This is a genomic window from Chroococcidiopsis sp. SAG 2025 (assembly GCF_032860985.1).
Taxonomy (GTDB): Bacteria; Cyanobacteriota; Cyanobacteriia; order Cyanobacteriales; family Chroococcidiopsidaceae; genus Chroococcidiopsis.
This window is the reverse complement of record NZ_JAOCNC010000001.1, coordinates 1,424,956-1,437,757: the sequence shown is the minus strand read 5'-3', so window position 1 is coordinate 1,437,757 and position 12,802 is coordinate 1,424,956. Positions and strand designations below refer to the sequence as shown.

General features: G+C 46.5%; 13 protein-coding genes. 6 read left to right on the top strand and 7 right to left on the bottom strand.

Annotated elements, in window-relative coordinates; translation table 11 throughout:
* Window positions 1-99: 99 nt before the first annotated feature.
* From acpS to N4J56_RS06915, 6 genes are all read right to left on the bottom strand, one after another.
* On the bottom strand, window positions 100-489 hold the full coding sequence (gene acpS, locus N4J56_RS06940; protein ID WP_317105795.1) for a holo-ACP synthase: 390 nt from the start codon (window positions 487-489) through the stop codon (window positions 100-102).
* Window positions 490-565: 76 nt separating this feature from the next.
* Window positions 566-1,768 carry an anthranilate synthase component I gene (locus N4J56_RS06935; RefSeq protein ID WP_317105794.1) on the bottom strand — a complete coding sequence of 401 codons (1,203 nt, stop codon included), beginning with the start codon at window positions 1,766-1,768 and terminating at the stop codon, window positions 566-568.
* 74 nt (window positions 1,769-1,842) lie between these two features.
* On the bottom strand, window positions 1,843-2,202 hold the full coding sequence (locus N4J56_RS06930; RefSeq protein ID WP_317105793.1) for a hypothetical protein: 360 nt from the start codon (window positions 2,200-2,202) through the stop codon (window positions 1,843-1,845).
* A 1-nt stretch (window position 2,203) separates the two neighbouring features.
* Window positions 2,204-3,196 (bottom strand): energy-coupling factor transporter transmembrane protein EcfT, encoded by a 993-nt coding sequence (locus N4J56_RS06925; RefSeq protein ID WP_317105792.1) that lies wholly within the window; start codon window positions 3,194-3,196, stop codon window positions 2,204-2,206.
* Between the two features lie 151 nt (window positions 3,197-3,347).
* The gene (gene der / locus N4J56_RS06920; protein ID WP_317105791.1) at window positions 3,348-4,706 is read right to left on the bottom strand and encodes a ribosome biogenesis GTPase Der; all 1,359 of its coding nucleotides are present in this window, start codon (window positions 4,704-4,706) and stop codon (window positions 3,348-3,350) included.
* Window positions 4,707-5,375: 669 nt separating this feature from the next.
* On the bottom strand, window positions 5,376-5,525 hold the full coding sequence (locus N4J56_RS06915) for a hypothetical protein (RefSeq protein ID WP_317105790.1): 150 nt from the start codon (window positions 5,523-5,525) through the stop codon (window positions 5,376-5,378).
* Here N4J56_RS06915 and N4J56_RS06910 point away from each other — a divergent pair.
* The 6 genes from N4J56_RS06910 to N4J56_RS06885 all read left to right on the top strand — a co-directional run bounded on the left by N4J56_RS06910 (window position 5,514) and on the right by N4J56_RS06885 (window position 11,688).
* Window positions 5,514-7,043 (top strand): galactose oxidase-like domain-containing protein, encoded by a 1,530-nt coding sequence (locus tag N4J56_RS06910; RefSeq protein WP_317105789.1) that lies wholly within the window; start codon window positions 5,514-5,516, stop codon window positions 7,041-7,043. The genes N4J56_RS06915 and N4J56_RS06910 overlap by 12 nt on opposite strands.
* Before the next feature lie 39 nt (window positions 7,044-7,082).
* Window positions 7,083-8,000, top strand: a complete 918-nt coding sequence (locus N4J56_RS06905) for a hypothetical protein (RefSeq protein ID WP_317105788.1) — start codon at window positions 7,083-7,085, stop codon at window positions 7,998-8,000.
* A 231-nt stretch (window positions 8,001-8,231) separates the two neighbouring features.
* A complete protein-coding gene (gene ubiG, locus N4J56_RS06900; protein WP_317105787.1) occupies window positions 8,232-8,975 on the top strand; it encodes a bifunctional 2-polyprenyl-6-hydroxyphenol methylase/3-demethylubiquinol 3-O-methyltransferase UbiG in 744 nt (247 codons plus the stop codon).
* A gap of 187 nt (window positions 8,976-9,162) precedes the next feature.
* On the top strand, window positions 9,163-10,704 hold the full coding sequence (locus N4J56_RS06895; protein WP_317105786.1) for an NAD(P)/FAD-dependent oxidoreductase: 1,542 nt from the start codon (window positions 9,163-9,165) through the stop codon (window positions 10,702-10,704).
* Between the two features lie 23 nt (window positions 10,705-10,727).
* Complete coding sequence (locus N4J56_RS06890) at window positions 10,728-11,048, top strand: hypothetical protein (RefSeq protein WP_317105785.1); 321 nt, start codon at window positions 10,728-10,730, stop codon at window positions 11,046-11,048.
* A gap of 100 nt (window positions 11,049-11,148) precedes the next feature.
* Entirely contained in the window at window positions 11,149-11,688 is a 540-nt protein-coding gene (locus N4J56_RS06885) for a peroxiredoxin family protein (protein WP_317105784.1), read from the top strand.
* Window positions 11,689-11,725: 37 nt separating this feature from the next.
* Here the strand turns inward: N4J56_RS06885 and N4J56_RS06880 are convergent, their stop codons facing one another.
* Window positions 11,726-12,769: a J domain-containing protein gene (locus tag N4J56_RS06880; protein ID WP_317105783.1), complete on the bottom strand. Its 1,044-nt coding sequence runs from the start codon at window positions 12,767-12,769 to the stop codon at window positions 11,726-11,728.
* Window positions 12,770-12,802: the final 33 nt, after the last annotated feature.

The window sequence follows — 12,802 nt, the reverse complement described above, 5'->3', positions numbered from 1 at the left end:
AATTTGTTTTAAGTTTATTGAGATAATTTCTAAATTCTTCTGTCTTTATGTAGAACTATAAAGCTGCTGGCTGCGATCGCATTCTCAAGGCGATCGCTCCTAAGAACAGACGAGGAGCGCCGTAGCGATCGCGTAGTCTCCGTCATGACTCAAACTCAACTGCCACTGCAACTGTCCCCAAGAATTTACGATCGCTAGCGCTCGTCCGTGTAGTTGCACGGTAGGAACGCCACTCGGTTGACGGCAAATCTCAACGTCAGTGTAACCCACGCCTAGCCAGCCAGTCCCCAAAGCTTTGACCACAGCTTCCTTCGCCGCCCATCGACCAGCTAGTTTATTCATCGCATTACGATTAGGGGAATTTAGCTCGTAACGACAATCCAGCAGCTCGTTGGGCGTGTAGACGCGCTGCAAAAAGCGATCGCCAAATTGTTCTATAACCTTCTCAATTCGAGGAATGTAAATAATATCGGTTCCTAAACGTAGCATCTGTTGTCAGTGAAGAAAGGGAGCAGGGACGAGCTGGGAGCAGGGGGAATTACTCGCGAATGCGCGACTTACGACTTCATTCTTCAGTCCTTTTCAAGGCGATGATTTGGGCTTGAGCTTTGTGCAAAGACTCATACCATTCTCGCTCGGGGTCGCTGTCAGCAACGATCCCCGCTCCAACTTGTCCCCAAACTTTATTGCGGGAGTTGTGAATGGGGTGTGGGGTTGACTTGTGACTTGTGACTTGTAATTGCTCCCTCAGCTCTCTTCTCTCCCTTGTCTCCCTGCTCCCTGCTCCCTGCTCCCTGCTATACAGCAGAGTCCGAATCAAAATATTCAAGTCTAAATGACCGCGCCAGTCTAAGTAACCGCAGGAGCCGTAAAACAAGCTGCGGCGGACTGGCTCCAATTCTTCAATAATTTCCATGCAACGGACTTTAGGACAGCCAGTAATCGTACCTCCAGGAAACGCGGCGCGAATTAAATCGATCGCATTGTATTCTGGTTTGAGAGTGCCAGTAATATTACTCACAAGATGCATGACGTGACTGTATCGCTCGATCGCTAATAATTCATCAACGACGACAGAACCCCATTCGCAGACGCGCCCTAGATCGTTACGTTCCAAATCTACGAGCATGATATGTTCGGCAATTTCCTTAGTATTGCTTAACAACTCTTGAGCTAAATCGCAGTCTTGTGCGGGAGTGGCTCCTCGCGATCGCGTGCCTGCAATTGGTCTTGTTTGGACTTGACGATCTCGTAATTGCACCAATCTTTCTGGCGAACAGCTAATGACCGCTCCCCAAGGAGTCTGCCAATAACTAGCAAAGGGAGACGGATTAATTTGTTGCAGTGCTTGATAAATTTGCCAACTACTAGCGATCGTGCTGGTTTCAAAGCGCAAAGAAAGATTTGCCTGAAAAATGTCTCCAGCTTGAATGTACTTTTTTGCTCGGCAGACAGCCGTTTCGTATTCTTCTTGATGGGTGAGTAGTAAGAATTCGGAATAACGCTGCGCTTCGCCTTCGGCTGACAGAATTCGGAATTCGGAATTATTTTTAACTTTTGACTTTTGACTTTTGACTTCTGACTTTTCAAGTCGCTCTTGTAAATCGTCTAACTGCTGTGGTACGGAAACAGCCAGCCACAAAATTTGTTCTAAGTGGTCGAGAACGGCGAAACACTCAGGCTCGTACCAATAAGCAACAGGAAATGGTAAGGGATCTGATTTTACATAGGGTAACTTTTCAATCTCCCAAGCCAGATCGTAACCCAACCAACCCAGCCATCCTCCAGTAAAAGGGAGGGAGTCGGGAATCGGGAGTCGGGAGTCGAGTGAGTGGCTAGTGGCTAGTGGCTGGTGGCTAGTGGCTGGAATTGCTCCCCAACTCCCCAGCTCTTTCCCCCCCCTGCTCCCTGCTCCCTGCTCCCTGCTCCCTTACATTGCAATAGCTGCTGCAAGAATGGCAAAATTTCTCCAACAGGTGGTGTCCACAGTTGCGGCTGTCCGTCGATAATGCGGGGTGTGCCAGCACAGATAGAGTAACGCGCCAGTTGAGAACGGTCTTGAGATATTGGAGCAGGACTCTCTAGTAGAGTTGCGATCGCGTCTGGATTGGCATCGGGGCGAAATAGGGCTGCAAATACTTCAGCACCGCTACGTTGTTCTAAAGGAAGCGATCGCCAATACCAAGGCTGCATGGGTTTCATTTCAAACCTCATTACCCCAAGTTAGACGTATTGCCCAAAATGCAACCAAACACACCAAGGCAATCCAGTCTCTAGCAGCAAAGCGCAGCTGATGCCATTGAACGCGATGAGTATTCGGAGTGGTAAATCCCCTTACCGTCATTGCTTTAGCCATTTGTTCGGCTCTCAGAAGTAAGTTTTCTAGCAATCGTTCTGCCACTACCATCCACACCCGCAATGCTCCCTTGATGCCTAGCTTTTTCCAATTTATTGCCCGGGTTCGCACGGAACGAATCAGATTTTGCACTTCTTCCATCACCAGGGGAATAAATCGCAATGACAGCGTTAGAGTCAGCGCAATTTCAGTTACGGGCAATTTAAACCGTCGCAAAGGTAGCATCAAGCTTTCCAAACCTGCGGTAATTTCTTCTGGTGCGGTTGTGAGTAAATATAAATTCGTGCTGTAAATCAAAGTAAACAGGCTCGTACTCAAGCGTAATGCCAGCTCGACCGAGCGGCGCGTTACCGTAATTATCCAATATTGAAACAATACGTATTGGTAGTCTGTTGGTAGTTGGTAGTTGGTAGTTGGTAGTTGTTTGTCGCTCCTCTGCCCCTCCGCTCCCCTGCTCCCTGCTCCCTGCTCCCTGCTCCCGACTCTCGCATCAAACTCATTACCCAAAACCAAGATCTGACCCTGTTCGGCAGTTGGCAAGCGGGGTTGAGGATCTACGCCTAAACCGTCAGGACTGACCGCGCCCAAAATCAAGACGAAAAACGACAACGTGAGCAGCCAACCCATTTGTTGTCGCCAAACTCGCCAGGGAATCCCTGCTGTTAAAGTAATCAAAATGAGCAAGATGACTAAACTTACTCGGTAGAGAGAGTTTGCCATAATTGGCGCTGCTAAAAAGCTGAGCAACCAAGCCAACTTCACCCTCGGATCGAGTCGATGTAGCCAAGCAATCGGTTGTTCTAGATATAACCCTATGGGTAGCGATCGCAGTAAGTCCATTTTAACTAGGAGTGAGGAGTCAGGGATGAGGAGTGAGGGACTAAATCAAGTGAGGAAACTGAGGGATCTCAGGGAGCTAAGGAAGAGTCGCAGAGAATTTAATTCCGAATTCCGAATTCCCCTCACTCCTCACTCCTCGCTCCTCACCCCCCTACACGCGGGTAGCGCGATTTGTGCTTTTTTCTACGTCGCGGGCTTGTTTGCTACGCCAGAATAACCGAATCGGCGTGCCAGTAAAACCTAGTTGTTGGCGAAACTGTCGTTCGATGTATCGACGGTAGTTGTCGTTGAAGCGCTTGGCATCGTTGACGAATAATGCGATCGCTGGGGGTTGAACGCTGACTTGCGTGCCATAATAAATTCTTCCTTGTCGTCCTTGGCGATTTACTGGGGGAGAATGCCACCTCAAAGCCTCTTCAATTACTTCGTTGACAACTGCTGTAGAGACGCGCCGCTTGTGAGATTCGGCGGCTCGGTCTACTAATTCTAAAATTTTTTCTACTCGTTGTCCGGTCATGGCACTGACAAAAATTGCCTCTGCCCAGTCTAGAAACTGCATTCGATCTCGCAGGTTTTTTTCGTAGTCGTAAATTGTGTATGTATCTTTTTCGATCGCATCCCACTTGTTCACGACCAGAACGCAAGCCCGTCCTTCTTCAACTATACGTCCGGCGAGTTTTTGGTCTTGTTCGGTCACGCCGTCAAGCGCATCAATGACGAGTAAAACCACGTCAGCGCGGCGAATTGCCTTAAAAGCACGATTGATGCCAAAAAATTCGGGTCCGTATTCGACGTTTTTCTTTTTGCGAATTCCGGCTGTATCGATTAAGCGATAGGTTTGACCTTGGTGTTCGACTACGGTATCGATTGAATCACGTGTTGTACCGGAAATTGGACTGACGATCGCTCGACTTTCGCCGACAAAAGCGTTTAACAAGCTAGATTTACCAACGTTCGGTCTACCGACAATCGCTACAGCAATCTCATTGGTTGGAGTAATTTCTCCTGGTTGGGGTAAGTGGGCGATCAGTTGGTCTAACAAATCTCCCGTACCGTTGCCATGAATGCCAGAGACAGCATACGGTTCGCCTAGTCCTAGTTCCCAAAACTGCGCTGCCTGCATCAGACCTTGTTCGGGTGATTCACATTTATTGACAGCAAGTAGCACGGGTAAGGATTGTTGCCGCAACCACGCCGCCACTTCCTCATCGGCTGGCAGTGGTCCGGTTTGACCGTCAACGACAAATAGTACTGCACTGGCTTCGCTCAAAGCTGCCATGACCTGCTGTCGGATCAGGGGTAAAAATTCGGTGTCGTCGTCGAAGACCAAGCCGCCTGTATCGACTACCAAAAATTCGCGATCGCACCAGTAAGCAGGCATGTACGTGCGATCGCGAGTCACGCCTGGTTCGTCATACACGATCGCCTCCTGTACTCCAGCCAGACGATTAGCAAGCGTAGATTTGCCCACATTAGGGCGACCGACTATGGCAACAATTGGCAAAGGCATATAAGTGGCTGAAGCATCAAACTTTCATTGTAGCGACTCTCTAGAGTTTCGATCGCAACTTGAGTTGGCAGAGAATTTTTTGGCAAAATCTTTTCTTTTATGATTGAAATACTCGTTAAGTAAAGTAGTTTTTTTGACAAAATACTTAAAAAAACTAAATCAAATTCTGTTTTACCCGACCGCAGATTTGCTGTATTATTCCTTTAAACAAATAAGACAAATTAGTTAAGATTGCCTCTTTCTAACTCTTGTTAGAGCTTGGCTATTTTCTCCTACTTTTGTTTCAAGAAAGACAAAGTTTTTGCAAAAATTCAAACCAAACGTGCAAAATTTGCACGAATAAAATGTATGATTTTTCGATACAAACTTTGTCAAAAAAATAGTTGAGTTTGATAATATGTCGTGTATATTGAGAAAATATTCGCGGATTAAAGTTGCTTTCAGACTTAACCGAGAAAATTGTCGATTGGCTCTCGGCAAGCATTTGAATGTTGGCTCTACCACAAATCAAGAGTAAAGTTTAGGCTAAAAGCAGTCATCAGAGTTTTTTGTCTTCATTTTAGGGCTGAAGTCAAACAGAGACAAAACTAATTAATACAGATAGTTAGCACAGAGGCGATCGACGCGATCGCAATTAGCCATCAATTACGAGTAATGAGTTATGAGCTATTAGCTATTAGCTAATGGTGATAGAAAGGTGCGGCACAATATCACCTCACTGTACCGATCGCTGATAACTGATAACGGAATAACTGATAACGGAATAACTGATAACTGATAACTGACATCAGGAGGATACAAATTTAAGTGATTCAGCATGAACTACTTAATTTACCTACCAAGAAACCTGACGCTAGGACGCTCATAGCCCAAGGTAGTGGTGTAGGTAGCTGGCAACTTCTGTCCTATCAAGTCCCGCTCAACCCCGTCCATGCGGCATTACTACGAACGGGAAAAGTCTTTTTCTTCACTGGTTCGGGAAATAACCCCACGCGAATTAATTCTCCCTTCAACAGCGTAGTTTGGGATGTAAATAGCGGCACGTTTACCAGCCAATCGCCACCAACTGATCCATCTGGATTGCCCATCGATCTTTTCTGTGCCGGACAATCGTTTCGCGCTGACGGTCGCTTAATGATTGCAGGTGGAACTCTGCAATACGACCCTTTCTATGGAGCAACCTCTGCTTTTTTATTCGATCCGAGTAACGAGCAGCTGACAGCCATAGCCTCAATGAAGTATGGTCGCTGGTATCCTACAGTTCTAACGCTGGGCAACGGTCGAATTTTTGCCTTATCGGGGCTGGATGTGAATGGCAATCTAGCGATCAACCCAGAAATATATTCCAGCTCTTGGAGAGCTTTTTCTCAAGCTACCAGTCCTTTCGAGCTTTACGCCCATCTGATCTTGACCGCTACGGGGCAGGTTTTTTATACAGGAGGCTATTTTGCCTTTAACAATGGTGTTTCCGCTCGCCTGCTCACCTTACCAGGAAACTTCAATCAACGAATTACTGAAACACCCGTAGGTGCATTGCAACAGCCTGACTCTGGCGCTCAAGCTGCTAGCGTACTGCTTCCACCAGCTCAAGACCAACGAGTCATGGTGATTGGGGGTGGAAATCCCAATCAGGCAACCAATAGAGTCAGTATCATCAACTTAAACGCAAGTACCCCTGCATATGCAGCTGCACCATCGCTCAACTTTGCTCGCAAGCACCACAACGCCGTAATTCTGCCCGATCGCACGGTTTTAGTTTGTAACGGGAGCGGATTTGATGAAGCTGGGAATGCTGCTACACTGACCGCAGAGATCTACGACCCGATCGATAATACTTGGACGCTAACAGCTCCAGCTAGCCGAGTTCGCCTCTATCACTCGGTTGCCTTACTGCTACCAGATGGCAGAGTTGTCACCACGGGTGGTAATCCCAGGCGGTTAAATGAATGCGATAGCAATGGCAACCTTCCAGGTAGTTCGCCACCTCTACCTTGTGAGGATAGGCAAATTGAAATTTACAGCCCGCCTTACATCTCGCAAACGCGACCGACAATTCAGAATGCACCCGCAGAAATCTCCTTGGGCAATACATTCACGGTTACAACCCCCCAGGCACAGAACATCCAATGGGTAAGCCTAATTAGACCAATGGCAACAACGCACGGACTAGATACAGAACAACGGCTGGTAGATGTGCCGATCGCCTCTAGAACCAGCACCTCCTTATCCGTGACTCTGACATCTAATCGCAATATTGCCCCTGCTGGCTGGTACATGTTGTTCGTCAGCAATAACAGTCGCGTACCTTCAGTGGCTAGATGGATAAGGGTTGGGTAATTAGTCATTAGTCATTTGTAGTTTCACTACTCACTCCACATGGAAATTAGAATTTCTCGTCGTCGGTTTGGACAATTGGCGATCGCCACAACTACAATTGCCGGATTTAGCTATCTAGCTAGCAAAACCTCGGCACAAACGTCAGGTTTGACGATCGCGGGCATTAGTTCTAGGGGAACTGTTACTACCCCAGATTCTAGTCGTACCGATGTTTCTAGTCCTTCTGTGGAAACAGGCGATGCCTCCGATACCTCTGATACATCCCAACAAGTCATTATTAGCTCGATCGACTTGCCAACAGGGAGAAGGCAGGGGGGGGTAACATCTGTAATACCCACGGATGAGAGTATTAGCGGTTTTGCCTACTTAATTGATGGTACGCCTGTAGTTGCCATAACTCCTGCTAGAACCAGTAGAAGGAAAGGCAGAAACCCGACACGTCTCAGCTTTCCTGGGATATCTCGCGCCGATGTGACAGTTTCAGGACTTACACCCCAGCAAAGACTCGAAAGTTTGATGGTAACTCCAGATGGCACGCTGCTTGGTTTGGTCGCCAATAAGAACGGGACACCACCTGTAAGACTGGTAGAAGTTAACCCCAATACGGGAACTTTTAATGTCAGACTCAGCCTACCATCTGACCAAAAATATAGTACCTTAGCAATCTGTCCCAACGGCACGATTTATACCACTGCCGTTGCTAACGGTGCTACTACTCTAGTCAGAATTAACTTAGCGCAAGCTAGTGTCACGCCGTTAGTACAATTGTGGTTGAATAACAACTCTTGGGGTAATGGCTTGCAAAGCCTACTATGCAACAATGCTAACCAGCTGATTGCTTTTGGCGCACAGAGATATATACAACCAAATGCCCTTTATACTATAGATTTAAGCAGCGGCGCTATGACTAAGCTGATAGACTTTGATGCTGCTAGAGTGGCAATGCGGACTGTATAAGGGTAATTGGTAATTGGTGGTTGATAGTTGACGGTTGATGCTAAGCGCTAGACGCTGAACGCTACACTACGTGAACGCTATACTACCCCTTCGCTTAAGCAAGCTATACGAACGCTAAACTACGTGAAAGCGGGTTACTGACAACTGATAACTTTGTAGAGACGTTAGTAACGTCTCTACATTGACACCTGACAACTGCTCCCTGACAACTGATAACTGATTTGTTTGCTAGTGAAAAAAAACGATTTAGAGTTTTACGATCGCAGTGCTGCCCAGTGGTGGCAACCTGATGCTAAGATCTACGCCCTGCACCGCCTTAATCCCCTTCGCTTTCAGTACTTCGATCGCCATTTAACCAATTGGCAAGGGCTGAGAGTTTTGGATGTTGGTTGTGGTGGAGGATTTTCTTGCGAATTTTTAGCTGCACGGGGTGCAAAGGTTTTCGGCATCGATCGCTCTCAAAGTTGTATTGCTACAGCGAAAGCCCATGCTGCAACTTCTGGGTTCGAGATTGACTATCAGTATGGATATGCCGAAGATCTGCCCTATGCCGATCGCTATTTTGATGTGGTTGTTTGTGTCGATGTCTTAGAACACGTAACAAATTGGCAACAAACTATCACGGAAATTCATCGCGTCTTGCAGCCTGGAGGAACGTTTTGTTTTGACACGATAAACCGGACTGTGCAATCGCAGTTGATGATGATTTGGTTTTTGGAGGGAGTCGTCAAAGCGATCGATCGCGGGATTCATGACTGGGAGAAATTCATCAAACCAGAGGAGTTAACGAGTTTGATGCAACAGCAGAGTTTTACGAATATTGACATTAAAGGCTTTAGCCTATTTGGAAGTTCACCCTGGGATGCGATCGCTACTTTCTGGCACTACAAGAGAACTGGTAGTTTGAGGGCAAGCATTACAGATAATACGTCAGTCATGTATATTGGCAAGGCAGAAAAAACAGCGCGATCGTAAAAAACTGCTAAAGTCTAGCCCCGCGATCGCGTAGAGTGCGTCAAGATTGTAGGGACAGGTTTACTTAAAATGTCTGTTCTGAGTAGAGTTTCTTCGTAAACCTGCCCGTACAAAAGTCAAAAGTCAAAAGTCAAAATGCTGGAACTTGAATTCAATCCGTGACAGCATATGACCGCAAACACTTAGTATGAAGCACTCTGTAGATATTGCGATCGTCGGCGCTGGGCATAATGGATTAGTAGCGGCATTACTACTTGCCCGTCAGGGATTGAACGTGTTAGTTCTGGAAGAAAAACAGGCGATTGGTGGGGCTTGTCGGACAGAAACACCTTTTCGTACTGCGCCCAACTTAGGTATTTCTACAGGCGCGTATTTATTAGGGTTGATGCCACCAGAACTACTGAAAATTTTAGATATCGATCTACCAACTATCCGGCGAGATCCTCACTATTTCGTCCCGACAACAGATCGGCGCTACCTACTGTTTGGTTCCGATACGGCACAGATGCAGCAGCAGTTTACTGCCTTTTTTTCAGAAGCTGATTGGCAAGCAAATTTGGCACTGCAAGAGGAACTGACACAGTTAAGAGAGGATATTGCCCCGACGTGGTTAGAGGAACCGCTATCGATAGAAGAGACAGCAGAAAAATACGTGCGATCGCATTTAAAATCTATATTTATCGATCTGTGCCGCAAGTCTGTTGGCGAATATCTGGATCGCTTTAATTTTCAAAGCGATTTAGTTAAGGCAATGTATGCTGTCACTGATGGATTTACAGGGGTATTCGGGACTTGGGATACTCCAGGTACGGGGATGAATTTTCTCGTCCATAATATGTGTCGCCTCCCCGGGAGTGATGGTACTTGGATGGTGGTACGAGGCGGAATGGGGACTGTGACTAATCGTCTGGCAGAGGCGGCGATGAAAGCTGGGGCAAAAATTGAGACTGGGTACGGCGTAGATAAAATTTTAGTATCTCAGAATATCGCAACGGGTGTCGTCTTGCAGGATGGCACTGAGATTGCTGCTAAAATAGTAATTGTTAACGCCGATCCATTTCGGATGCGTCAACTTGTCGGTACGGAGAATTTTGCTGGCGACTACAACCGCAGGCTAGATAGTTACTTGCGAGATGGTACGACTTTTAAAGTCAATATGTGCTTGCGAGAACTGCCCCAGTTTACTTGTTTGCCTGAAAATCGGGGTCAGTACGGCACGACGATTCATTTATTACCGGACGAATCGGAAGTGATGATGCATCTGTATCAAGCTTTTGCGGATGTGGAAGCGGGAAGATTGCCAGAATTTCCGACAATTGAATGGTACATTCATACAACTCTCGATCCTTCTTTACAAGACGGGCAAGGACATCATAATTCAGCTTTGTTCGTGCAATGGGTTCCTTACGAATTACAAGGAACAACCTGGGAAGAGGAGGAAGAGAATTATGTAAGACATTTGCTATCAATTTGCGATCGCTTTGCCCCTGGTACTTCCGATCTCGTTCAAGAAGTTTTTGCCCTCCATCCCCAGAGATTAGAACAACATTTTGGTTTGACACGCGGACACATTCATCACGTCGATAATTCTTTTGGATTTAGCGATCGCTTGCCATATGCTACGCCGATTCAGGGTTTATACTCAGCTAGTGCAGGTTGCCACCCCGCAGGTTCGGTAATTGGTGCAGCGGGACACAATGCCGCAATGCGAGTTATGCGCGATTTATAGGTTACGAGCTGCATTCTTCTGACTTGTATACGGCAGTTAGACAAGCAAAATCGCTTCAAGAACTTGCTACAGCTTTACAGTGTTTTTTTATTGTTTTAGAAGCGATCACCTATCCCGATCTATTGGTATTAGCAGAGGTAATTAAGGAGGCGATCGAGTTGTCCCCTGGGGTTGGTTTAAAGTTGGTGAAACAGAAAAATTCAGTTATGTTTTTTCCTGCTGATGTTAAGGTGTTAGGTGAAGGAAACAAATATTTTTTCGCGCAAAAATGCGTTTGCAAGACGTTACTGAAGGCTAGACACCAAGTCGATTGGCGTACAATTGAAATACTAGTATTTGTTTGAGGATATGGATTGAGTATGGATTCGAGCAGTGCAAAAATCATTATAGTTTTGTAAGATATATTTGTGTAACATAGAGCTTTGTAAAACGCTGTTTAGAAAAATGGTACTAACTTCAAACGATTTTAGCGGCTTACTCAACGAGCGTTTTTTTCGTAATTTCTTGCCAATTCCAGCTACTAGCAGTCTAGATTTAGGCGCAATAACACCAGACTTCCGATTGCCAGATATTACCAATGGTAGAGAAATCAAGCTTTCGGAATATCGAGGCAAGCAACCAGTTATTTTGGCGTTCACGCGGATTTTTACGGAAAAGCAGTACTGTCCTTTTTGCTTCCCACATATTAAAGATGTGAATGAGAAGTACGATCGCTTTCGCGAGCGCGGTATTGAGTTATTAATGATTACAAGTACTGATGAAAAACAAAGTCAGATCGTTATCAGAGATTTAGGTTTGAGAATGCCATTACTGAGCGATCCTAGCTGTGGTGTATTTAGAACATACAGCACGGGACAAGCTCTAGGTGCGCCTTTGCCCGCTCAGTTTGTATTAGATAAACAGGGCAGATTGCGTTACAAACACTTGTTTTCTTTCCTCGACCACAATGCCAGTGTAGAGCAAATGTTAGCGGTACTTGATTGAGTTTTGGTAGGGTGCGTTACGAACGCACCCCATAAATTTATAAGTGGACTTGTGGCAAGCGATCGCGGGGATTAAAACTGCGACTACTGCGAATCTTTTCATAATACTCCCGCTCTGTACTGCTCAAATCTTTGGGTGGAACGATCGCAATTTTTACTAGCAAATCGGTGCGTCCACCTTTTGGTAGAGTCCAACCTTTACCGCGTAAACGTAGAGATTGACCGGAACGAACTCCAGCTGGAACATTAAGCTTGACAGAACCATCGGGAGTAGGAACGTCAATTGCTGCACCGAGAACCGCTTCATCGGGAGTAATTGGCACTTCGCAGACGAGATTGTCGCCTTCAAACTTGAAGAAAGAGTGCAGTTGAATGTCCACTTTCAAGTACAAATCGCCTCGTTGCTGCGTAGCAGGATTAACTAAACCCTTGCCCCGTACGCGGACGCGGCTACCAGGTTTTGCCCCTGGCGGAATGCGGACTTCAATAGTTTCACTACCAATACTCAGCCGTTTCTGTACGCCGTGAAACGCTTCTGATAAAGTGAGGGCGATCGCTGCTTCTCTGTCGGTGCTAGCTGCGGAACCGTCAAAACCAGCCGTTGGATCGGTGAAACCGTCAAAACCGCTCGTTGCAGAAGATTTTCTCCCAGAAGTGGTATAACTATACGTCTGACGAGTCCCACCAGTCCGCGCCCCAGGTGTGCCAGGTGCGCCAGCGCCACCAAAACGACCGAGGAGATCGTTGATAAACTCATCGAAACTGCCGTATCTACCAAACTCAAAATCGTCGAAACCAACATTAACCCCACCAGCACCAGCGCCACCAGGCGACCAAGTTTGTCCGGCTTGCTTCCAGTACTGACCGAATTGATCGTATTTACGGCGCTTGTCTGGATCTGAAAGCACTTCGTAAGCTTCGTTAACTTCCTTGAATCGCGCCTCGGCTTGCTTGTTACCTGGGTTCACATCCGGGTGAAATTTACGGGCTAGCCTGCGAAAAGCCTGTTTAATCTCATCGTTACTGGCAGTCTTGTTGACTCCCAAAATACTGTAATAATCCTTAAAATCAGTAGCAGCCATCTAGCTATCAGCCTCCTGAGTGCGATTCAACCT

What these genes read in the sequence shown, in the direction of transcription:
- N4J56_RS06880 (WP_317105783.1), bottom strand. Translation starts at nt 12,769, where the DNA reads ATGGCTGCTACTGATTTTAAGGATTATTACAGTATTTTGGGAGTCAAC.
- N4J56_RS06885 (WP_317105784.1), top strand. Translation starts at nt 11,149, where the DNA reads ATGGTACTAACTTCAAACGATTTTAGCGGCTTACTCAACGAGCGTTTT.
- N4J56_RS06905 (WP_317105788.1), top strand. Translation starts at nt 7,083, where the DNA reads ATGGAAATTAGAATTTCTCGTCGTCGGTTTGGACAATTGGCGATCGCC.
- der (WP_317105791.1), bottom strand. Translation starts at nt 4,706, where the DNA reads ATGCCTTTGCCAATTGTTGCCATAGTCGGTCGCCCTAATGTGGGCAAA.
- acpS (WP_317105795.1), bottom strand. Translation starts at nt 489, where the DNA reads ATGCTACGTTTAGGAACCGATATTATTTACATTCCTCGAATTGAGAAG.
- N4J56_RS06925 (WP_317105792.1), bottom strand. Translation starts at nt 3,196, where the DNA reads ATGGACTTACTGCGATCGCTACCCATAGGGTTATATCTAGAACAACCG.
- N4J56_RS06915 (WP_317105790.1), bottom strand. Translation starts at nt 5,525, where the DNA reads ATGCTGAATCACTTAAATTTGTATCCTCCTGATGTCAGTTATCAGTTA.
- N4J56_RS06930 (WP_317105793.1), bottom strand. Translation starts at nt 2,202, where the DNA reads ATGAAACCCATGCAGCCTTGGTATTGGCGATCGCTTCCTTTAGAACAA.
- N4J56_RS06895 (WP_317105786.1), top strand. Translation starts at nt 9,163, where the DNA reads ATGAAGCACTCTGTAGATATTGCGATCGTCGGCGCTGGGCATAATGGA.